Annotated in this window: 25 protein-coding genes; 1 reads left to right on the forward strand and 24 read right to left on the reverse strand. The window is 57.7% G+C overall.

The window, feature by feature from the left end; genetic code table 11:
• The first annotated feature begins 403 nt into the window (after positions 1 to 403).
• Positions 404 to 1,000 carry a hypothetical protein gene (locus II896_06845; protein MBQ4444352.1) on the forward strand — a complete coding sequence of 199 codons (597 nt, stop codon included), beginning with the start codon at positions 404 to 406 and terminating at the stop codon, positions 998 to 1,000.
• A 99-nt stretch (positions 1,001 to 1,099) separates the two neighbouring features.
• Here the strand turns inward: II896_06845 and scpB are convergent, their stop codons facing one another.
• The 24 genes from scpB to II896_06965 form a co-directional block, all read right to left on the reverse strand.
• Positions 1,100 to 2,002, reverse strand: a complete 903-nt coding sequence (gene scpB / locus II896_06850) for an SMC-Scp complex subunit ScpB (GenBank protein MBQ4444353.1) — start codon at positions 2,000 to 2,002, stop codon at positions 1,100 to 1,102.
• A 9-nt stretch (positions 2,003 to 2,011) separates the two neighbouring features.
• Complete coding sequence (locus tag II896_06855; GenBank protein MBQ4444354.1) at positions 2,012 to 2,872, reverse strand: segregation/condensation protein A; 861 nt, start codon at positions 2,870 to 2,872, stop codon at positions 2,012 to 2,014.
• Entirely contained in the window at positions 2,872 to 3,591 is a 720-nt protein-coding gene (locus II896_06860; GenBank protein MBQ4444355.1) for a site-2 protease family protein, read from the reverse strand. Before II896_06860 ends, II896_06855 begins: the two co-directional genes overlap by 1 nt.
• Positions 3,592 to 3,875: 284 nt before the next feature.
• Positions 3,876 to 5,051 (reverse strand): D-alanyl-D-alanine carboxypeptidase, encoded by a 1,176-nt coding sequence (locus II896_06865; GenBank protein ID MBQ4444356.1) that lies wholly within the window; start codon positions 5,049 to 5,051, stop codon positions 3,876 to 3,878.
• 73 nt (positions 5,052 to 5,124) lie between these two features.
• On the reverse strand, positions 5,125 to 5,718 hold the full coding sequence (locus II896_06870; protein MBQ4444357.1) for a hypothetical protein: 594 nt from the start codon (positions 5,716 to 5,718) through the stop codon (positions 5,125 to 5,127).
• A 270-nt stretch (positions 5,719 to 5,988) separates the two neighbouring features.
• Positions 5,989 to 6,999: a PDZ domain-containing protein gene (locus II896_06875; GenBank protein ID MBQ4444358.1), complete on the reverse strand. Its 1,011-nt coding sequence runs from the start codon at positions 6,997 to 6,999 to the stop codon at positions 5,989 to 5,991.
• A 138-nt stretch (positions 7,000 to 7,137) separates the two neighbouring features.
• Positions 7,138 to 8,823, reverse strand: coding sequence for a DNA repair protein RecN (gene recN / locus II896_06880; protein ID MBQ4444359.1), 1,686 nt, complete (start codon positions 8,821 to 8,823; stop codon positions 7,138 to 7,140).
• 6 nt (positions 8,824 to 8,829) lie between these two features.
• Complete coding sequence (gene argR, locus II896_06885) at positions 8,830 to 9,282, reverse strand: arginine repressor (GenBank protein MBQ4444360.1); 453 nt, start codon at positions 9,280 to 9,282, stop codon at positions 8,830 to 8,832.
• Positions 9,283 to 9,315: 33 nt separating this feature from the next.
• On the reverse strand, positions 9,316 to 10,086 hold the full coding sequence (locus tag II896_06890; GenBank protein MBQ4444361.1) for an NAD(+)/NADH kinase: 771 nt from the start codon (positions 10,084 to 10,086) through the stop codon (positions 9,316 to 9,318).
• A gap of 94 nt (positions 10,087 to 10,180) precedes the next feature.
• On the reverse strand, positions 10,181 to 10,903 hold the full coding sequence (locus tag II896_06895) for a TlyA family RNA methyltransferase (protein MBQ4444362.1): 723 nt from the start codon (positions 10,901 to 10,903) through the stop codon (positions 10,181 to 10,183).
• Between the two features lie 56 nt (positions 10,904 to 10,959).
• Positions 10,960 to 11,565 (reverse strand): DUF21 domain-containing protein, encoded by a 606-nt coding sequence (locus tag II896_06900; protein ID MBQ4444363.1) that lies wholly within the window; start codon positions 11,563 to 11,565, stop codon positions 10,960 to 10,962.
• A 633-nt stretch (positions 11,566 to 12,198) separates the two neighbouring features.
• The gene (xseB, locus tag II896_06905) at positions 12,199 to 12,423 is read right to left on the reverse strand and encodes an exodeoxyribonuclease VII small subunit (GenBank protein ID MBQ4444364.1); all 225 of its coding nucleotides are present in this window, start codon (positions 12,421 to 12,423) and stop codon (positions 12,199 to 12,201) included.
• 58 nt (positions 12,424 to 12,481) lie between these two features.
• Entirely contained in the window at positions 12,482 to 13,684 is a 1,203-nt protein-coding gene (gene xseA, locus II896_06910) for an exodeoxyribonuclease VII large subunit (GenBank protein ID MBQ4444365.1), read from the reverse strand.
• A complete protein-coding gene (gene nusB, locus II896_06915) occupies positions 13,684 to 14,097 on the reverse strand; it encodes a transcription antitermination factor NusB (GenBank protein ID MBQ4444366.1) in 414 nt (137 codons plus the stop codon). The genes xseA and nusB overlap by 1 nt, the downstream gene beginning before the upstream one ends.
• Positions 14,098 to 14,108: 11 nt before the next feature.
• Positions 14,109 to 14,438 carry an Asp23/Gls24 family envelope stress response protein gene (locus II896_06920; protein MBQ4444367.1) on the reverse strand — a complete coding sequence of 110 codons (330 nt, stop codon included), beginning with the start codon at positions 14,436 to 14,438 and terminating at the stop codon, positions 14,109 to 14,111.
• Positions 14,439 to 15,202: 764 nt separating this feature from the next.
• Positions 15,203 to 15,778 (reverse strand): SpoIIIAH-like family protein, encoded by a 576-nt coding sequence (locus tag II896_06925; protein MBQ4444368.1) that lies wholly within the window; start codon positions 15,776 to 15,778, stop codon positions 15,203 to 15,205.
• Positions 15,779 to 15,983: 205 nt separating this feature from the next.
• Positions 15,984 to 16,421, reverse strand: a complete 438-nt coding sequence (locus tag II896_06930) for a hypothetical protein (protein MBQ4444369.1) — start codon at positions 16,419 to 16,421, stop codon at positions 15,984 to 15,986.
• The gene (locus II896_06935; GenBank protein ID MBQ4444370.1) at positions 16,405 to 16,830 is read right to left on the reverse strand and encodes a stage III sporulation protein AF; all 426 of its coding nucleotides are present in this window, start codon (positions 16,828 to 16,830) and stop codon (positions 16,405 to 16,407) included. The genes II896_06930 and II896_06935 overlap by 17 nt, the downstream gene beginning before the upstream one ends.
• 1 nt (position 16,831) lies before the next feature.
• Entirely contained in the window at positions 16,832 to 18,007 is a 1,176-nt protein-coding gene (locus II896_06940; GenBank protein MBQ4444371.1) for a stage III sporulation protein AE, read from the reverse strand.
• Positions 18,004 to 18,387 carry a hypothetical protein gene (locus II896_06945; protein MBQ4444372.1) on the reverse strand — a complete coding sequence of 128 codons (384 nt, stop codon included), beginning with the start codon at positions 18,385 to 18,387 and terminating at the stop codon, positions 18,004 to 18,006. Before II896_06945 ends, II896_06940 begins: the two co-directional genes overlap by 4 nt.
• A 1-nt stretch (position 18,388) precedes the next feature.
• On the reverse strand, positions 18,389 to 18,586 hold the full coding sequence (locus tag II896_06950; GenBank protein ID MBQ4444373.1) for a stage III sporulation protein AC: 198 nt from the start codon (positions 18,584 to 18,586) through the stop codon (positions 18,389 to 18,391).
• A gap of 1 nt (position 18,587) precedes the next feature.
• Entirely contained in the window at positions 18,588 to 19,046 is a 459-nt protein-coding gene (locus II896_06955; GenBank protein MBQ4444374.1) for a stage III sporulation protein AB, read from the reverse strand.
• Complete coding sequence (locus tag II896_06960; protein ID MBQ4444375.1) at positions 19,039 to 19,833, reverse strand: hypothetical protein; 795 nt, start codon at positions 19,831 to 19,833, stop codon at positions 19,039 to 19,041. The genes II896_06955 and II896_06960 overlap by 8 nt, the downstream gene beginning before the upstream one ends.
• 91 nt (positions 19,834 to 19,924) lie before the next feature.
• Positions 19,925 to 21,043, reverse strand: a complete 1,119-nt coding sequence (locus II896_06965) for an aminotransferase class V-fold PLP-dependent enzyme (GenBank protein MBQ4444376.1) — start codon at positions 21,041 to 21,043, stop codon at positions 19,925 to 19,927.
• Between the last annotated feature and the right edge of the window lie 40 nt (positions 21,044 to 21,083).

Below are 21,083 nucleotides of genomic sequence, written 5' to 3' on the forward strand. Positions count from 1 at the left end.
GACCAAAAGGTGAAGCCGCGAAGAAGTTTTTGTACCTCTACTTAGGGGATCCTTCGACACGAAGCCTATTGCTTCGGCTCAGGATGACGTACTATTCACGTTAGGCGCAACTCTACTTCGCGGCGAACAATGGGGCGAGGCTGGACGATGCGCCGTCTTGCAATCGAACGCGGGGAGCGCAGCGACCAATCTATACGCAGTATAGATACCATTCGTAAGAATGGGCGTTCGTATGGTTGTATAATTAAAAAATTGTGGAATGCAGTATACGATTAGCATATATCAGTAAAGGGAGAAAAGATGATTGCCATAAGAAATTTTGTTAATGCATTTAGTATAAGCAAACGCAAAATGGTTTTGCGTAATATAGTGTTACGTATATTTTTCATATTTTGAAGTGGATATGAAAAGAATCATTCTTGTATTATTGTTATCGATTATTATCTTCATCCTTTGTGCCTGTGCAGAAACACTTTCACCGCTAACTGAAAGTCGAATCGAAGGAGACATTCCCGATTCCACTACAAACAAAGCGAATATATCAATAGTATTACTATGCAGATATGAAAAACAATATGTATTGAGCGAACCAATCTATATCGATTTGGGGTACGGAACGCGCGTAACGAAAGAACAAATGGAATTATATCCACTCGACACGCCCGACCCAAACCCGACACCTATCCTATGTACAAGTGTAGAAAGTTTGCCCGATAATCAAGCCGGAACTACAATCATGGTTGATCTCAAAAAGGATAGTCCGAATGTTGTGATTCTTTGTACAATTAAAGACTTTACGGCGGAAAACTATCCGTATATTGAAACCATTGATGAGATTGTACCCACAAAAGTCGAATTGCCCAAATCGCTTATTCAAGGGAAAGAAGGTTGCATACTCGCTAAATTAAATCATTATGGCGTCAACGCCGGCTTTGCTATTTATTATAAAATAAAGAACAATACAATATTTTTTGATAATCTTCCAATCAAGGAGATATGAGGAAGTTCGCCTATGGCGAGTTATGGAATAATTAAAAAAGAAACCCTCGATGGAAAAATCGAGGGTTTTTTGTCTGACGGAAACAAGTTGTCTGTGGGATCAGTCGTCGTCGGTGGAGTCGTCCCAGACCTCTTCGTCGTCGGTGAAGGCGTCGGCGGTATCGTCAATCTCCGCCTCGTCGGTATCGGCTTCGTCTGAAGGCTCGTCGGTATCGTCGGCAAAGTCGGCGTCCTCAATATCGTCGGCATCATCGGCTTCCGCTTCGTCCGCCGCGACCTCGTCGTAGTCGGTGTCGTCGTAGCCGCCGTCCTCGCCCGCGCCCACGGGGGCTTCGTCCTCGTCGTAATCGTCATTGTCGGCGTCAATCGGGGCGACCGTGTCGAGGGGCGTTTCGTTGTAGGCGTCCGAGCCCAACTCGTCGTCCTTCTCGCGGAAAAGCATTTCCTCGCGCTCGGCCTCGATATGTAAGATCTTGATGCGCTCCTCGATCTCCTTTTTGGAGGGCAGGCTGCGCAGGCTCTTGAGCTCGAAGCGCTCCAAGAAGTTTTGGGTGGTGCCGTAGAGTTTCGGCCGGCCCAACGTGTCCTTGCGCCCCTTGACCTCGATGAGGTTGGCCTCGCACAGCGCGCCGATGGCATAGTCGCAGTTGCGATTCTCGCGGATCTGCTCCACCTCGGCCTTGGTGATGGGCTGTTGGTAGGCGATGATGGCCAACACTTCCAGCAAGGCCGTGGACAACTCCTTTTGCTTCTTGCGTTTCAATGCGTCCGCCAACTGCTCGCCGATGGACGTGTGCGTGACGAAGGAAAGCACCTTGCCGAAGTTGTAGAGAACGACGCCCGAAGTGCCGTCGTCGGGATATTTGCGCTGTAACTCGGCGATGATTTCGTCCAGGTCGCGCTTGTCCAACGCGGGTATCTTCTCCAAAACGAACTTGTGCTCCACGCCGCTCTTGCCGGCCGCGAATATCATGCCTTCTACCAATACTGTGTACGGATTCATACCTTCTCCTTATTTGTTGCCTTTCTTGGCCTTGGCGGACTCGTCCTCGTCGTAGAGGTACGCCTCGCCGCCTACAATGTCTTCATACGTGATTTGGTCGGCGCCTTCGCGGATGCCTATGGTGATGGCGCCGAACTCTTCCTCTTGCTCGACGGTGGCGAACTGACGGCGCAATAGTTCCAAAAGCGCCAAAAACGTGTTGATCTTTTCGCCCATCGTGTATTCGGGCTCCCCCTCGGCGACCGTAAACAACTCCTCGAAGTGAAGACTGCGCTTCTCTTTGAGCAGGACGATGAGCTCCTTGGTCTTGTCCACCACGGTAAAGCGGTCCTTGACGATGACCTTGGTGTTTTTCTTGGTCTCGGGCGCGTCCACCCCGATGCGGTGCATAATGTGGGCGAAGGCGTCCAGCAAGGCATCCATGTTGAACTCCTCGTCCGCAATGACCACGTTGTAGTCCTTGTGGGTGTACTCGGGCTCGATGCCGAATACGTTGAGCGTCTCGCGGACGTGGAGCATATTCATAGCATCCAAGAAGATGCGGCGCATCTCCAACTCGTCGATGAAAGACTGCTTCTCCTCTTCCAACGCCATGTATTCTTCCTCGGTCTGCGGGAGAAGGGAACGCACCTTGAGGTCCAAAATACGCGTGGCGTAACTGACGAAATAGATGGCCTTGTCGAAGTCCACCGCGTCCAACGTGCGCACGTACTCGAGGTATTGATTGGTGACGTCGCCGACGAACACGTCCCGAATGGGGATCTCGGCGTTGTTGATCAACTCCAAGAGCTTGTCCATCGGCAGACTGTACTCGTTGACGTGGATTTGATAGGTCTCCTTTTTGCCTTCGAATAAATCCAATTCTTCCATTATATCGCTCCCAATATGAGATTAATCAATTTGACGACGCCCGATTGGATGACGCCGATGTACATCCCCAATACGTCGCAAGGCCAACCCGTGAAGTCCGCCAAGATGCCCAACCCTATGAGCAAAATATAGATGAATATGCCGTAGCGGCGCATAAATAGGACGTAGGGGTTGTTGGGCTTGGTCAAGGTCTCGACCACACGGAAGCCGTCCAAGGGAAAGAGGGGCAAGAGGTTGAAGCCCGCGAGGGAGATATTGAGGACCGCGCCGTACATAAACCAAAACAAGAACAGGTAACAGACGTAGTACCAAGCATTCTCCGCCTTGACCGTGGCCTTGAACAAGGCGGCGGTGGCGGCCAAGAGACCCAAGGACACGGCGGCCATGATGAGGTTGGCGATGACGCCCGCCGTGGCGACCGTGAGCATACCCTTCTTGTACGACTTGAAGTTGTTGGGGTTGACGGGCACGGGCTTCGCCCAACCGATGCCGATGACGAGCATCATAACGGCGCCCGTTATGTCGATATGCTTGATGGGGTCCAACGTGAGCCTGCCCGCCAATTTGGCCGTGTCGTCCCCGTTCCACTTGGCGACGAGACCGTGCGCGACCTCGTGCAACACGATGGCAAAGTACAAAGCCACGAGAAAGGCCAGGAGTTGGACCAGAAGCATACGCCAGTCGCCGTTGTAATTGTTGCGAATAATCCTGAATATCATAATTATTATATTAGTACATATCTGCGCGGATTGTCAACCGCAAAACGCATAGTATTTGCTTAAACGCGTGCTCGACGGGGAAAAACGATAAAAATTTCCCAAGGTAAAAATTTACCTTGGGAAAATATACTGTTCGCAAGCGGTGCGACGCGCCGAGCGAAGGGCGCGCGCAAACGCCGTACACTACGCGCTTCGCCATGGGCACTCGACAGAGCGACGCGCGGGCTAAGGGAGCGAAACCGTACGAACAGACGGGCACCGATAGTCGCCCGTAGCGAGCGCGGTCAGCGCTTGAGGGCGTAGCCGTCCAACAGGGAATGCAAGGCGTCGCCGTAGGTGCCCTCGTCCACCGTGGACAAAGCGACCAAGTCGGTTTCGTCCGCGACTACGCCGTCCACCACCAAGTAGGCCTTGCCCACCGCGTCGCCCTCGGCAACGGGTGCTTTGAGGGACGTCGGCTCCAACCGCAATTCGGCGCGGGGCTTCTCCCCTACCCGAGCCAATACGCCCAAGGGACGGCGAACGCCCAACGCAACCGTCTTGGCCTTGCCGCACCTGACCTCGGCGACGGCCACTTCGTCACCGACGGCGGCCAAGGGGGCGAAGCGATAGGACGCAAACGCGTAATTCAACAGTTTGCTGCTCTCGGCAAAGCGCGTTTTGCTGTCCGCGGCACCGATGATCACGCTGACGACGCGCATATCCGCCTTTTTGGCGGTGGCGGCCAAACAGAAGCCCGCCTCGGACGTGTAGCCCGTCTTGCCACCGTCGCAACCTTGATAGAAGCGCACCAATTTGTTGGTGTTGGTGAAGGTGGTGGTGCGGCCGTCAGGATGGTGGAAATCCTCCAACCAAATGGTGCTGTAACGGTGGTAGACCTCGTGCGATACCAAGGCGCGAAGCATACGGGCGACATCCTTGGCGCAACTATACCCCTCGGGATGGGGAAGCCCCGTACAGTTGGCGAAATGCGTGTTGCGCATACCCAACGCAAGCGCTTTCTCGTTCATACGGGCGACGAACGCGCCCTCCGAACCCGCCAAACGCTCGGCCAACGCCACGCACGCGTCGTTGGCGCTGACTACGACCACGCCTTTGAGCAGGTCGTCCACAGTGTACTCGTCGCCCGCGTTGAGAAACATTTGGCTGCCGCCCATGCCCATGGCGGTGGGACTGACGACGACCTTCTCGTCAAGGGCAAGCGTGCCCTCGTCTATGGTCTCGACCGTGAGAAGCGCGGTCATGATCTTGACCATGCTGGCGATGGGATAGCGGCGGTCGGCCTCGTAGGCGTACATCTCCACCTTGCCGTCCGCATCCGTAAGGTAGGCCGCTTTGACACCCGATACCAGCGCGGTGGTCTCGGCGGAAGCCGTGGTGCGGGGGGTGCACCCCAAGACGTAGGACGCCAACAGCGCGACGATAAGGGAAATACATAGTGCATACAAAATTCGTTTCATAAATCACCTCCATTTTAGTATGGCGGTGCGAAAAAGGGCTATACGTAGGTGGGAAAAATCGTCACGAGCGCGCCTATACGACCACGTTGACAAGGAGGGAAAACAGCCCCCACACGACTACGACGAGGGCAAAAAGGCAAACCGTGCCCACCAAAAGGAAGCGAAGGGCGGAATGGACGAAGGGGCGGTTGCGACGAGGATCGAGGGTGTAGAGCACCACGCCGCACAGGTCGCAATAGTAAGCGACGACGAAGACAAGGGAAAGAAGGCAGAAGGGAAATTCGCACAAAAAGACGCTGCCCACGCCCAATGCGCCCGCCATCCCCGCGAACGCGAGGACTCGGCCCAAAACGTAGCCGACGAACGCGAGATACGCCCAAAACGGGAAACGGCGGGTAAACCGCGCCGAAACGTACACGACGACCACGCCCAAAGCAAGGCAGGCGACCAAGCGGCCGAAGACGGCGAAAGGGCGATAGGTATGGGCCAAAACGCTGCCGAGCACGCAGGTGGGCGTGGGCTCCTCCACCAATAGCGCCGTGACGACGCCTACGGCAACGCCAAGCAAAACGAACGAGAGCGCCAACAGCCAAATCTTGCGGGAGCGGCGAAAGGCGCGGGAGAAATCCGCCCATATCGTGCGAAAAGAATAGAAGATAACGCGCATAGCGTATACTATGCGCGGAAGGGGAAGGTTATGCGGGGAAAAAGTGAAGTTTCGCCTATGGCGAAGTGAAGTTTGCGTTCGCAAGTGAAGTTCAAGGTAAAGCCTTGAGTGAAGTTCGCCTACGGCGAGTTGTGGACACGCAAAGCGCGAATGAGATTTGCCAATAGAAAGCAAAAGAATTAAGAATAATCCAAAACTTTCGCGGAAGCGAAAACTTCACTGTACGCAATGCGTACAACTTCACTTTGCATAGACAAAACTTCACCATTATCAGCCTTCGGCGAGCATAAAGTCGATATATACGCCGTAGCCCGAGGTGGGATCGTCCACCAAAACGTGCGTGACCGCGCCCACCAAGCGACCGTTCTGCAAGATGGGACTGCCGCTCATGCCCTGCACGATGCCGCCCGTCGCGGCAAGCAAACGGGGATCGGTGACCTGCAGAGAAATGCCCTTCGGCTCGGGGGAAGACTGTCGGCGGACAGCCGTGATGCGCACGGCGTACCCGCGCGGCGCTTCGTCACGCAAGGCGCACACGACGACGGCGTCGCCCTCTTTGACCTCGCCGCGCGAAGCGACTTTGACCTTGGGCCGCCCCGCGTACATCGCCTCGTCGGCGTGACCGTACAAACCAAACGGCGTGTTGGCGGTGACGGTGCCGATGGGACTGCCCTCACCCACCGCGCCGCGCAGTTCGCCCGCCTCGCCCGCTTTGCCCTTGATTACGTCGGTAATACGCGAAGCGTAGACCTTGGCGCGAAACGGCGCGGGTAAGCCGCCCGTATCGGGATCTTCGACGCCGTGCCCCAACGCCGCGAAGGTATGGTCGCCCGCACGAACGTAGGTGAGCGTGCCCACGCCCTCGACGCCCTCGCGGAGATAGACGCCCAAGAGATAACCGTCCGTGGCGACGTAGGCGGGCGTGGCGAAAAGCGTCAACGACTGCCCGTCGCGCGCCACCGAAAGCGAAACCGTGCCGCCCTCGGCGGCGAGCAGCGCGCGCTGTACGTCGTAGCGGGTGCGGACGGGGGCATCGTCTATCGCCCACAAAACGTCGCCTACCGCAAGCCCCGCCGCCTTGGCGGGGGATAGCATACCCGCAGCCGTGGGTACTTCGGCAAAGCCGACGACGACCAAGCCGTCCGTCACCATATCCACCGAAAGATGGGTGCCGCCCAAATAGACCTCGACCTCCGTCGGCTCGGCATAGGCCGCGTCGAAAGGCAAAAACGCCGTGAGAAAAACGATAACCGCAAGGAAAACAAAAAACTTTCTTTTCACAAAAACCCTCTTCGGCTTAGTGTATCAAGAAGAGGGGAAACTATACGAAAAATCGGCAACCACCGATAGATGGCGCCGATAAGATGGGTACGTTGGGGGGGGAAAATGTGCGCCGACCCAAAGCGCACGGCGAAAAAACTACCCTTCGTCCTTGTAGCGGGCGGCCTCGGCGATGAGGCTCGAAGCGTGCTGAAGCCCCGCCTGGGTGGTAGACCCTGCAAGACGAGCGACTTCCGCTACCCTACTCTCGCCCGACAACAGAACAAGATCGGTGCGCGTCTTGTCCGCTACGGTGGACTTCTCGATGAGGTAGTGGTGGTCGGCGAACGAGGCGAGCTGGGGCAAGTGAGTGACCGCGATGACCTGCTTGGTGCTGCTGATATTGTACAACTTCTTGGCGACGGTGTGCGCCACCACGCCGCTGATGCCCGTGTCGATCTCGTCGAAAACCAAGGTGTCCACGTTGTCCAAACGGGCGATGATATTCTTGAGCGCCAACATAAAGCGGCTCATCTCGCCGCCCGAAGCGATCTTGGCCAAGGGTTTGAGCGGCTCGCCCACGTTGGGCGAAATGAGAAACTCCACCGAATCGAGCCCTTTCTTGGTGACCTTGTCGGCCAAATCGTCCACGTCGGGCAAGGGAGCGAAAGACACCGAAAAGCGCGTGCCTTTCATGGCCAAGTCGTTGAGTTGGGCGGTGATGTCCGCCTCGAAACGACGAGCGGCCTGCTGCCTGGCGTGCGAAAGGCGCACGCAAGCGTTGTACAAAAGACGGGTGCATTCATCCTTGCGCCGCGTGAGTTTTTCTATCTCGGCCTCCGCGTTGAGAAGCGCGTCGTACTCGGCCTGATATTGCGCCAAAGACGCCAAAACTTCCTCGACGGTGGCGCCGTACTTGCGCTTCAACCGTTTGAGCTCGTCCACACGCCGCTCCACTCGGTCGGCGTAGCGGGCGTCGAAATCGAAACTCTCCACGTAATCACGCAGCCCCGAAGCGACGTCGTCCACCTCTATCTTGACGCTGTCCAAACGATCCGCCCAATCTTCCAAAACCTTGTCGTAACGGCTGACCGAATTGAGCCGCGACAACGCCAAAGACAAAGCCTGCAACGCGCCTACGCCCTCGTCGCCGTCCAACAGCGAAAGGCTCTCGGCCGCGCCGCCCACGATCTTCTCGGCGTTGCGCATTTTGTCGCGGGTGGCGAGAAGCTCCTCTTCCTCGCCCTCTTGGGGGTTGACCTTGGTGATGTCCTCTATTTGAAACGCAAGGGTGTCCAACCGGCGCGCACGCTCGGCCTCGTCACCGAATCGGGCGAGGTCTTTCGCGACCGCGCGGTAGGCGTCGTACGCCTCGGCTACCTCGGCAAGTTCCTTTTGGAGATTGCCGTACCTGTCCAATACGTCCAAATGCGTCTCCGTCCTGAGAAGGCTCTGGTGCTCGTGCTGGCCGTGAATGTCCACCAACGAAGCGGTGAGACGGCGCAACATGGCGAGGCTGAAGGCGGCGCCGTTGACCTTGACGTCCTGTCGGCTGTCGGTCATAGTGCGCTTGACGACAACGGTATCTTCCCCTTCCAGCCCCATCTCTTCCATAAGCGGATAGAGGGACGCGTCCACCGTAAACACCGCCTCGACCGTGGCCGAGGTCGCCCCGTAGCGAATGAGGGACTTGTCGGCGCGACTGCCCAAGACGAAGGACAACGCGTCTATGATGATAGACTTGCCCGCGCCCGTTTCGCCCGACAAGATATTGAGCCCTCGCTCCAAAGTGAGGGTGCACTCCTCAATGAGCGCTATGTTGCGAATGGATAGGGAAAGCAGCATACGGCCTTAGAAAAGTTCGTGCAATTTCTCCGCGATTTCGAGAGCGGCGGAAACAGACTCCGCCACAAGCAAGACCGTGTCGTCGCCGCCGACCGACCCGATGACCTTGGGAAGGGCAAGGGAATCCAGCATGGCCGCGACCGAGCCGGCGTTGCCCGCTTTGGTGCGGACGACGATGATATTGAGGGACACTTTGATATCCTTGACCGTCTCTCGGTAGAGATTGAGCATACTGCTCTGGACGTCTTGGAAATTGCTGTTGTCCGAAGGGACGGCGTAGCGATAGCGCCCGTCCTTGTTGATTTTGACCAATTTGAGTTCTTTGATGTCGCGCGATATGGTGGCTTGGGTAACGGCGTACCCCATGGTCTCGAGCATAGCCACCAATTCCTCTTGGGTCTCGATGGCGTTGTTTTTGACGATTTCGATAATCTTTCTTTTCCTCTCGTTGCGATCCATTATATCCTCTCTTTTACGGGAAACTGCCGGGATTCAAAGCAATTTGCCGCCTACTTTCTCGAAAAACGATTGCCCTTCGGTGCGAACGAAGGACACTTTGGCGTCGGATAACGCCACTACGACCTCTCGGGCCTCCACGAGCCCCGTATATACGCCGTCCACGAAGAGAACGGACGGCTCCGCCGAGCGCAAATGCACGCGATCGGCCTCGCCGAACAGCACCGACTTCGCCAACAGGCTGTGGGCGCATATGGGCGTGAACATCATGCCGTGAGCGGAGGGCGCCATGATGGGCGCACCCGCAGACAAAGCGTAGCCCGTAGACCCCAACGCAGTGCACACCAACGCGCCGTCACCGCGATAGGCGGCGACCGTCTCGGCATCGGTGGAAACCGTGAGGGTGATGGTCTGGAGGTGCTTGGTGTCGCGCATGAGGCACACGTCGTTGAGGGCAAGATAACACCGATCGCCCCACGTCACCGACAGCAACTCGCGGCTGTCCAAACGATAATCCCCCGCCTCGATACGCGCCACACGGGCGGATAAATCCGCCGTGCTCTCGGCCAAAAAGCCGACCGAGCCCGCGTTGATGAACCATATCGGCAAAGAGGCCTCGACGGCCAAATGCGCGTAGGAAAACAAGGTGCCGTCGCCGCCCACCACGCACACGACGTCCGTGTCCGCCTCGAGCGACTGCCGCGCCGTATAAAAAGCGACGCCCTCCCGACGGAGAACCTCGCACAACGAACGCGCAACGGCTTGCGCTTCGGATTTTTCTTCATTGAGACAAACGGCAAATTTCACAATGTTATTATAGTATATTTGAAAGAGGACAAGCAAGCGTTTTGCATAAATATTCTTGTGATTTGCAAAATATGCGTATATTCCGCTCGATAGGTCAGAGGGGCTTGCGCAAATACAGGAGATACTCCACGTTTTTGTCCTCGAACAAGAGGGGAACTTCGCACGAGCCGACCACAGTGAAACCCAAAGCGACCGCACTGCTTTTCACCCGTTCGAGCGCCCCAAGCCGCGCCTTGGCGTCGCGCACGACACCCGTCTTGGTGAGAAAACGAGGCCCGACTTCGAACTGCGGCTTGACCAAGACGACGGCCTCGCCCCCCGCCAAGAGCAAGTCGTACAGCACGGGGAGAATATAGGTGACGCTAATGAAGCTGACGTCCACCGTGCCGAAGTCCACCGGCCCCTCGACGTTGTCGGCGGTGAGGGCGCGGGCGTTGGTCTTGGGCATGGAAACGACGCGGGCGTCTTGCAACAAAAAGTCGGGCAAGGCGCACTCCCCTACGTCCACGGCGTAGACCTTTTGGGCGCCGTGCAACAGCAAACAATGGGTAAAGCCGCCGTTGGACGCGCCGATATCCACCGCGCGGCCACGAGGCGAAATATGAAACTCGGAAAACGCCTTGGCCAATTTGAGCCCGCCCAAAGAGGCGTACTCGATGACGTCCGTGACCGTGACCGCATCGGAGTCGGCTACGTCGTAAGAGGCCTTGTCTACCCTGCGACCGTTGACGAAAACGCCGCCCAATTTGATCATATTGGCGGCGCGTGTGCGGGTGGGAGCCAAGCCCTTTTGGACAAGATACACGTCTATTCTCATAATCCTTTCGCTCGATATGGTACTATTTTGCCTATAACGTATGGGTAGAATCCGCGCTAACGGCGTTTCTCGCTGCGGAAGAGCGCCATCAACTTGCCGATGCGCAAAACGATGCGGGTGCTGTGACGAATGGCGACGCCTTTCATGGCCGCCTTGCCGCCTATGGTCAAAGCCGCGATGGCGGCGGATACCGCTACGGCGACCGCGATGCGCTTGAACCCGTCCAAGTCGCCCGCCAATTCGGCGGCCAACGCCGCGCCGCAAACGCCCGTGACGACGCCGATGGAATCGCCCACGATATCGTTGAAAACGCTACTGACCTTGTGCGCATTGTCGCAAAGCGTCAACGCGTGCCGAGCGCCCTTGACCTTGCGGGCGGCCATACTGCGAAGGGGCACGGGATCGCAACTGGCGACCGCCAAGCCCATCATGTCGAACAAGACGCCCAAGAGAATGAGCACCACGATGAGAACGACCGCAACGGCGATGGCCGCGTCGCTGAGGGCGACCTCGGCGCCGAACGCCACCACCAACCCCAAGACGAGGGAAATGAGCGTGGCCTGCAGAGGCCACACATACGCCTTGGCGCTGTGCCGATGCTTTTTGGACTTGTCGGGCTTGTCGCCCTTGTCGGTTTTGGGGGTTGCTTCTCGTTCTTCCATATATAACCCGAACGACGGCAAACTATGCGCGTTCGTCAATTCAAAATAATAATACAATGGCATCGCGCTCGGTAAACCTTGCACCTTAGGTTCGGTAGGATTTCCCGACCGAGGACTCACCGTCGCCGAATGAGCGGTTTCCCTTTACCCTCGCGTCCCTATTGGCACCGAATCGCCACTTAGCGTACACTATAATCCCGAACGCTCAGCCTAGAAGCTTTCCTTAACAGTCCTCGAAGCACTTAGCCTCTTTTGCAATAGGGGTTTCAGAAGCAATCGGGTTGGACTATGCCTAGTCGGTACCGTCGTTCTCCATTCACCCGTATCACTCAAGGCAGGCTACGCTGCACATAGCAATTAGCCACATTGCAGGTTTAATCCTGTCCAGTAGGTGGTTTTACGCCCACCGCAACAGGTCTCCGCGAAAAGTGGGTCGGGTGCGACATGCCATTGTTGCTCGCCCACTAATCTTAACTCCCAGCATCAACCCGCTATTGGGCATAACAGGCCAACACAAGAAACTTCATCGATGTGCCCTTCGGCGATATTTTAACCCCGCCCTCTTTGCATCGAGTCCTGACTAGGATACTGCGCCATTGTATTATCTTGTATATACTCGCCGAAGCGGATATATCAGTTGTTGTCGGCGTCCACGTCGAACGCCTCGGACGTGACTGCGTCCAATTCCTTCTTGAGAAGGCTCACTTTGCCCTTGCTCTCGGCGAGCAAACGCATACATTGCTTGGACAACTCGATGCCGCGGTTGAAAAGGGCAATGCCCTCGTCAAGCCCCGTGGCGGGGTCGTCCAACTTGTCCACGACTTGTTGTAATTCGCTCAATAACTTTTCAAATTCCATATTGCTCCTTGTCCCACGAGGGGAACGATCGGCGGCCAACGTGACCGCGAAAAATTGGCTATTCCTCGGTGACGAGCACCGTATCGCGTTTGGCTTTGACCTCGCAAGTCAAAACGCCTTTGGCTGACACCACGTCCACGGCGTCGCCCACCCCTACGTCGTCGTAGTCGGCGTTGCGGCCGTCCTTGAGAAGGCGGGAATACCCGCTCTTGAGAAGGCGCGCGGGATTGCGGGCGGACAACGTGTCCGTCAACTTATCCACGGCGCGCTCACGCGAGGCAAGGGCGTTGTCGGCGGCAAGGGAAAGGCGCTGTATCTGGCGCTGCAAGGCGTGCTCCGCCCCCGTAAGGCGCAACATCGCCTTGTCCGAAAGAGAGATGGCAGCGTGGCGAACGCGATTCTCGTTGTCGCGCTGCATACCCAAAAGACGATTGTACGAGCGCTCCAAATCGCGCACCACCTGCGCCTTGATGGCCGAAACGTCGTAGGCGATCATCTGCGCCGCCGCGGTGGGCGTGGCCGCGCGGGAATCCGCCACGAAGTCCGAGATGCTAAAATCGGTCTCGTGCCCGACGGCCGAAATGATGGGCGTGCGCATAGCGTAGATGACGCGCGCAAGTTGCTCGTCGTTGAATGGCATGAGGTCCTCGAACGAGCCGCCGCCACGCGCCAAAATGACGCAATCGTACCCCAACGTATCCACCAAAGCGAGCGCACGGCACATCTCGGCGGCGGCCGCGTCGCCCTGCACGCGCACGTCGAAAACGTCGATGTCGATGACGTCGTTGGTGAGCCGGACGGTGCGCACGATGTCACGAATGACCGCGCCCGTCTTGCTGGTGACGACGCACACGCGGCGCGCGAAAGGCGGAATGGGTTTCTTGTGCGCGGGCGAGAAAAGCCCCTCCTCGGTGAGCTTGGCTTTGAGTTGCTCCAAAAGAAGGTGCAGTCGCCCCGCGCCTACCGGCTGAATGGTGTTGACGATAAAGGAAAGTCTGCCGCCCTTGACGTAGTAGTCCACCGAGCCCGTGCAAAGGACGGACTCGCCCTCTTTGGTGGGGTTGTAGGTCTTGCGCCCATTGAAGCAACAGCATTGAATGGCGGCGTCCTTGTCCTTCAAGGTGAAATAGGCGTTGGGGCCCGTGTACTTGAAGGAAGACACCTCGCCGAATACGCAAATATTGCGCAAGGCGCCCTCGGCGGACACCACCTTGCGAATGTAGCCGTTGAGTTGGGAAACCGAAATAGAGGGCGCGTCCATCATCTGTCCTTGGCAAGGGCGCCCAAAACCCCGTTGACGAAAGAGCCGCTCTTCTCCCCGCCGAATTTCTTGGCCAGCTCCACGGTCTCCTTGATGACCACGGCGGCGGGAATATCCTGGCGGTAGGTGAGCTCGTAGGCCGCGTAGACCATGGCGGCGAGGTCGGTGCGATTGAGACGGTCGGGCGAAGAATAGCCCTTGACCTTGGTCATCAAAAGAGCGACCATCTCGTCGTAGTGCTCCACGACGCTCCACAAAGTCTCTTTGAAATAATACTGCGCAGGCTCGGACAGCACGGCCTCGCACATGGCGTAGGACTGCTGATTGACCTCCCTGCGGAAAGAATACTCGAATATCAACGTAAATATGAATTCGCGCGCCTGACGACGGCTCGCCACCTCTTCTTTGTCCATTTGTGCCTCTCTTATCTGAAAACCACGCCGACCACGTGGACGTTGACGTTGCGAACCCTGTAGGGCGTGCTGTTTTTCACCTTCTCCTGTACGGCGGACTGAATGGCGTAGGCAAGCTCGGGCACACGGGTGCCGTAGTAGGCCTTGATGCAGATATCCACGACGACTTCGCCCGCGCCGACCAGCGTGACCTGCACGCTGTTGGACGTGGAGCGGAACAACTTGCCCGAAAACGTGGCGCCGCTGTCCAACGACAAATCGGCCACGCCCTCTATCTGCGAGACCGTGGATACCACGATGGAAGCGATAATGTCCTCATACCGTTCTTCGTTTTTCGCCATACGTACTCCTTTGGCCGAGGGCTGACACCTCGGCAATATATATTGTAACACAAGTTTGGTAGAATGGCAAATATTATTTGATATAAGTAAATAGTGAAGTTTTCGCAGAGCAAAAGTGAAGTTCGCGTTGCGAGTGGAGTTCAAGGCACAGCCTTGAGTGAAGTTCGCGCAAAGCGCGAGTTGCGGTGGGGAATAAAATGCGTGGATTGGCGGCCATGCCGCCGTGAATTGCCGCTTGTTGCGGCGTTAATTGCAATTTCGTTGCGTTGTGTTAAAATTGATGGGTGTCGGCAAGGCGAAGGGGGATAGATGGCTCGGCTTAGGGGATCCTTCGACAAGCTCAGGATGACGGCTTGCCGTCACTTAGGGGATCCCTCGAGTGCCTCGGAATGACGGTGCCCTTTAGGGTAACGTACCCTTCGGGGATAACGGCCTTTGCCGTTGTGAATTATACACAATCTTGACGATAAGAGAGGGGAATTAAGATGAGAAAAGGGGTGCTATCCGAATGCAAAGCATTCGGGAGAAATCTTGCCTGCGGCAAGGAGAAATCCGTCTACGACGGGAGAAATCCAAGGCTATGACTCGGGAGAAATCCGCCTGCGGCGGGATAAGGTTTGGCAAAATCCTAAGGCGAAGGGAATGAAATTGAGATGAGTGAGTGGGCATCCAAACGAAAGAGCGAAAACCCAACGTACTGAGCGTACATGGTTTGAGCGAAAGAGCGGATGACCCGCTCAATCGCTCAATTTCGCCCCTTCGCCTTAGGATTTGGGGACGATGATGACGTCGGTCGCCTCCCGCCCCGTCTCCTCCGTGACTACGTAGAGGATCTGCGCGACTTCGGCGGCGGTGAGGTCGGAATCCTGCACCAAGACGTTGACGTTGTTGGCGGACATCGTGACGCACACGTCAGAGAACCCGCGGGCTTTGATGAGGTTTTCCAAGACGACTTCCTCGCCGCTGTACTCCAAAAGGGTGAGTTTCTTCTCCTCGGCGGCGGCTTTGGCGTCGGCGGACGAGGCGTCCGAACGAATGATGGAATCCAAATAGCTGTAGGTCTGCTGACGGACGGCGTCACGATCGGACTTCATCGCGGAAAACACGGTGGCCGTGGTGACCTCGGAATCCTGACGGGCCTGCACGTTGTTGTTCTTGGCGGCGGCGCGCTGGGAGAGAAGCACGTTGAGATAGGCCGCTACCACGAGAAGGACGACCATCGCCACGATGACGAAGATCTTTTTGCCGTTGCCCGAGCGGGTGCGCTTCTTGCTGTCTTTGGGCTCCGCCGCGTTGACGTCTTTTTGTTTGATGGTTTTTTGTTTGTCGTTGCCTTTCATATCTACCTCCAAGATATTGTATTTTCGTTGACAACGCCCGGTGGGGCGGTGTATACTGCTATTGAAATCGATGTCCCTGCAAACTTTGTTTGAGGTGGGAAATGTCACGAATTGTGAGATCGATTTCTTTTTTTGTTTTATGCCGCCCTACTCGCGGGGGCGGTTTTTCGTTGGCGGATTCGGTCTGCATAGAGCGAACGCGCGGCTATTTGTCTTTGGTGAAAATCTGGATTTGGTCCAAGTCGGCGCCCGTGGCCGTTTGGACGGCGCGCATAAGGCGAACGGACACCCCGCTATCCCCCGCGCCCTCGCTGACTACGATGACGCCCACCAGAGCGCCCGAACGGTCGTAGGTGACCAAGACGTCCGTACTGCCCGCGCCCTCTATGCGCGAGAGAATGGCCGAGAGGTCGTCGTTCGACGTGGTGCCCGAGGTGCGCCACAGGCTGCCACCCGAGGAAGCGATGGTGCCCGAAGTCGAGGCCCCGCACGAATGCAGGTTGCACGCCATATAGATCATCACCGCGACCAAAGCGACCGTGAGGGCAACGAGGACGGGGCCGCCGGGGGAACGGAGTTTGGCCCACAAGGCGCTTGCGCGCAGGCGCTCCCAAAGCCCTCTGCAACTATCCGCTTTCAACAATGACCACCTCCTCGGGTTCGACCGACATCACGATGCACACGTATTCGCCCAAGCCGTCGGGCGCATCGCCCCGAACGTACACCGTCACCACGCCCCTCTCCTCGTCCACCGTAAGGTCGTACACGGCGGCATAGCGGGCACGAATGGTCGAGAGGGATTGCTGCCTGCGTTCGAGTTCAATAAAATCTATGTAGGACTCGTCCCGTTCATAACTGCCCGCGTCGAAATTGATGAGGTCGGTAAGGCGGATATCCTGTCGAAAAAAGCGCGCGACGGGGGTGATGATGACGAAAAGAAGAAGGACGGCGAAAATGCCCTTGACGTACTTGCTCATTTGCCCCCGAGGAAGGAGTACGTCCGCCAAAACGCCCAACAGGACTACGCCGACCACACCCAACAGCCAACCCATACTACAACACCATGGTCACCGAACACATCACCAACAACAAAGTGACGATGAAGGTGAAACCCACGCCCGCGACGGCGGCGAGAAGGGAGCGCATACATTCGCCCACAGAGGAGACGAAGGACGCCATGCGGCGGTCGCCGATGGGCTCGATGAGCCCCGCCGTGAGTTTGAGGCCGACGACCAGCGCGGTGAGTTCGAGCAAGGGGCCCAAGACCACCGTGAGCACGGTGAGGACGGCGTACACGCCCAAGGCGTTTTTGATGAGGTTGAGGGAAGCCGTGACCAAGTCGAAGCCCTGCGAAATGTAGCCGCCCAAAAGGGGCAGGTAGGAGCCGATGACGTAGCGCGCGGCGCGGACGGACATGGTGTCGGCCATACTGCCGGCAATGCCCGCCACCGTGAGATAGGTGGTGAACAGGCCGAAGACGACGCCCAGAACCACGCCAACGATATAGCGCGTGGCCGACTGCAATTTGTCCAGCCGCACGCTGTCCGAAAGATTGCCGACGACGGAAAACACCACCGAGGCAATGAATAGGGGAAGTACGATATTGGCTATGACGTCCCCCACCAACGTGCAACAAAACGCCAACTGCGGACGGAACAAAGCGGACGTCGAAGAGGCGCCCAAAGCCGTCATAAGGGTGGTGAGGGGCGGCGTGACGAGATTCATCACCGATACCAAAGAGGTGACCGTTTTGCGGACGGAAGTCACCACGTTCACGACGATGGTGACGACCGTGAGCAACACCGCGCCGTAACAGACGAAATAAACCACGTCGGTGGTCTGGCGCCTGAGAAAGTTTTGGGTGAGCCCCATCAAAAGATTGAACAACAGCGAGATGAGCACGATGATGGCCAAGGATGGCAAAACGCGCGTAAAGGAAGAGGTGAACGCCGACCACACCAAGGACAGCAACTCGCGCGGGGTGAGGGAGAGTTCGCCCTTGATGAGGGCGGCCATCGTCTCGCGCACCGAGACGTCGCCCCCCGCCAAGCCCCGACAAAAGGTCTCGAACTCCGCGACGTCCAAGGCGTCGAGATTGCGATCGACGTACTCTTCCAACTCTTCCTCGGCGCGGGAAGCCGAGTCGGCGGCGGCGGTGGCGCGGGGGACGAACGCCAACGCGACGGAAAGAAAAACCGTGATAGACAAAAGGAAGACAAGGCGTTTCATAGCAGCAAAGAGATGGTGCGCACCAAGGCGGTGACGATGGGCAGCCCCATGAGAAAGACCGCGATCTTGCCCGCCAACTGTATCTTGTCGCCCACCGACTGCACGCCCGCGTCGCCCGCGACCGAGGCCGCGTACTCGGTAAGGTAGCCTACGCCCACTATTTTGAGCACGCCCGAAAACAAGGCGTCGTCTACACCGCCCGCCGAAAGCAACGCGCCGAACGCGTTGACGACCGAGGTCATGGAAGAAAGGACGATGGTGAGCACCACCACGCCCGTGACCACCAAGACGAGAAGGTGCCACTCGGGCTTGTCCTTTTTGAGTAGGAGGGAAAGCAAAACGCCCACCATACCTACGCCTACCACGCGCAAGACTTCCATACTAATACAATTCGAACAGGGAACGAATGTTGTCGAACAGCCCCGCCACCATGTCGAGGACGGTGAGCAACGCCAAGACGAGCGCCGCCAGATTGACCAAGGTGGCGATGTCGTCCCGATCGCTCTTTTTGAGCAACAAGTTGACGAGGGACGTGAGCACGCCCAAAGTCGTCAAGCGAAATAGTACCGTCAAATCCATACTACACCATCCATATCATCAACCCTACGCCCAAGACGCACCACAGTTTGGCGTACAAGCGTCCTTTCGCGGCGTACTCGCGGCGTGCGTCCTCGTCCAAAAGGCGGACGCGTTCTTTGACGAAGGCAAGACGGGCGGCTTGTCCCGTCATATCCGAGCGCCCCAAGGAAAGCAACAGCTCGCGTATTTCCGCCCATTGTCCGCGCGGCAAGGCGACCTCGCCCACCTCGGGATAGGTGAGAAGCGCCGCAGCAACCGCCGAGCGGGGGTGCGCCGAGGCGAAGCGCTCGAAAATGCGGGGAAGAGGCGCCATATCGTAGCGTATCTGCTCCTCTATAAATACCAATAGCGTCTGCAAATCCCCCATAACGTCCACCCTTTTTCGATACCGCACGCGCATCGTCCACCCTATGCACACGCAACAAACGCATACCACGCCGCCCAACAGAAGATTAAGCATAGGCGATCTCCTCTACGTGCCCCACCGAGGGGGCGGAAGACAGCAATACGCGCACGGGGAAAACAGCGGACAAGGCGGCGTCCGCAAAGCGCGTGCGGTCGCCGTGCACGGTGGCGACCACCGAAACCCCGCCCGCCGCAAGATAGCGGACGACCTCGAGGTCGCGGGGCAAGTCCAACTCGTCCGTGACGACGTAGGCGGGGTTGAGGGCGCGCAATACCCCGCGATACAATAGGTCCTTGGGCGCGCCCGACAAGGTGAACGCCTCGCCGACGGGGCGAACGCCGCCCAGAGAAATCTCCTCGCGCTCGTCCAAAACCACCACGTTGACGAGGTGGCTAAGCCGCGCCGCCAAGTCGCGGACGAAGGTGGTCTTGCCGCAAAAGGGAGGAGAGACGACGAGCACGCTACTGCCCATCACCCGCGAAAGGGGCAAGGCGCGACTGCACCCCTCTACCGCGTGGGGCAGGCGAATGACCAACCCCGAAACGCTCTGCAAGGCGTGCAAGGCGTGGGCTTGCACCCCATACCGCCCCGCGACGCCTATGCGCACGCCCCCCGTATAGGGAAGGTAGCCGTCCACCAAACGGGAAACCACGGTGTAGACCGAATAGTCCGAAGCCACCGAAAGACAGCGGTCGAGGTGCGCCCTCGTGCAAACGACGTCCGTCGAATGCGTACGGCCGCGCGTGACCACCTTGACGGGGCAATCCACCGCCAAACGAATTTCGCATACGTCTTGGTAGGCAAAGACGACGTCATACAATTCTCCGAGCAACTTTTTCACGCTAAGAGGTATGCCGCCGTGAAAGATAATATGAGGAAAACGCTACGTTACGACAAATTGCGCGTAGAAGAAGCCACGCGGCAAAGCGCGGTCAATCGTGCCGAAGACAATAGGCGACGAGGTCTGCGACACGATCGGCCTCGTGCAGGCGGTTGACGTAGCCCGCGCTGAAGCGTACCATGCCCTCCGAACGCGTGCCCAAGAAGCGGTGCAACAGCGGAGCGCAATGCAATCCCGCGCGGGTGGCCACCCCCGCCTCGGACAACTTGTCGGCGAGATAGGCCGAGGAAAGCCCCTTGCGGTAGATAGAGACCACGCCCGATACGCCCGAATACACGCGCAACCCCTCGAGGGAACGGAGATTCTCCGCCAAACGCGCGACGAAGCGCGTTTCTTTGTCCTCGACGCGGGAAAGGTGCGCCGCCGTCCAGCGGAGTCCCGCGCCCAACGCGCAAACGCCCGCACCGTCCAAGGTGCCCGCTTCCAAGCCCTCGGGATAGGACATGGGCTGGTAGACGTTGACGCTGTCCGTGCCCGTGCCCCCGTATAAAAGCGGATTGACGCGAACGGTCTTGTTGAAGACCAAAAAGCCCACGCCCTGCAAGCCGTGCAAGCCCTTGTGCGCGGGCGCGGCGAGCATATCGCAACCTATGCGGCGCATGGACAAAGGGAAATGCCCGACACTCTGCGCGGCATCCACCAAGTAGGGAACGGCGCGTTCGGCGCACAGTTCGCCCACGCCCGAAACGTCGTTGGCTATCCCCGTGACGTTGCTGACGTGATTGAGAACGACGAGCCGCGTGTCGGCGCGTATATGCCGCTCCACGTCGCGGCGCGTAACCCCCACCGCGGGCGAGGCGGGCGAAGCGAGGCTGAGGGTAATAAGCCCCTTGCGCTGCATTTCGTGCAAGGGACGAAGCACCGAGTTGTGCTCGGTGACCGTGGTGACGACGTGCGCCCCCGCGGGGACAGAGCGAATGGCCAAGTTGAGCGCCTCGGTGCAATTCTTGGTGAACACCACCTCGGCGGCGGGATTGTCCACGAAGCGGCGGATCTCCTCGCGCACGCGATATATCTGCAAGCCAAGCCATACGCTGTCGGTATGGGCGCCGCGAGAGGCGTTGGCCTTGCGGTTGACGGCCTGAACGAACGCGCGCATGACCTCGACGGGAACGTAACGAGAAGTGGCGGCATTATCCAAATAAATCATACACTTTCTACCTTTTATCCTCATATAGTATATTGAAGGC

It is taken from the genome of Clostridia bacterium (genome assembly GCA_017394805.1).
In the GTDB taxonomy this organism is placed as follows: domain Bacteria; phylum Bacillota; class Clostridia; order Christensenellales; family CAG-1252; genus RUG14300.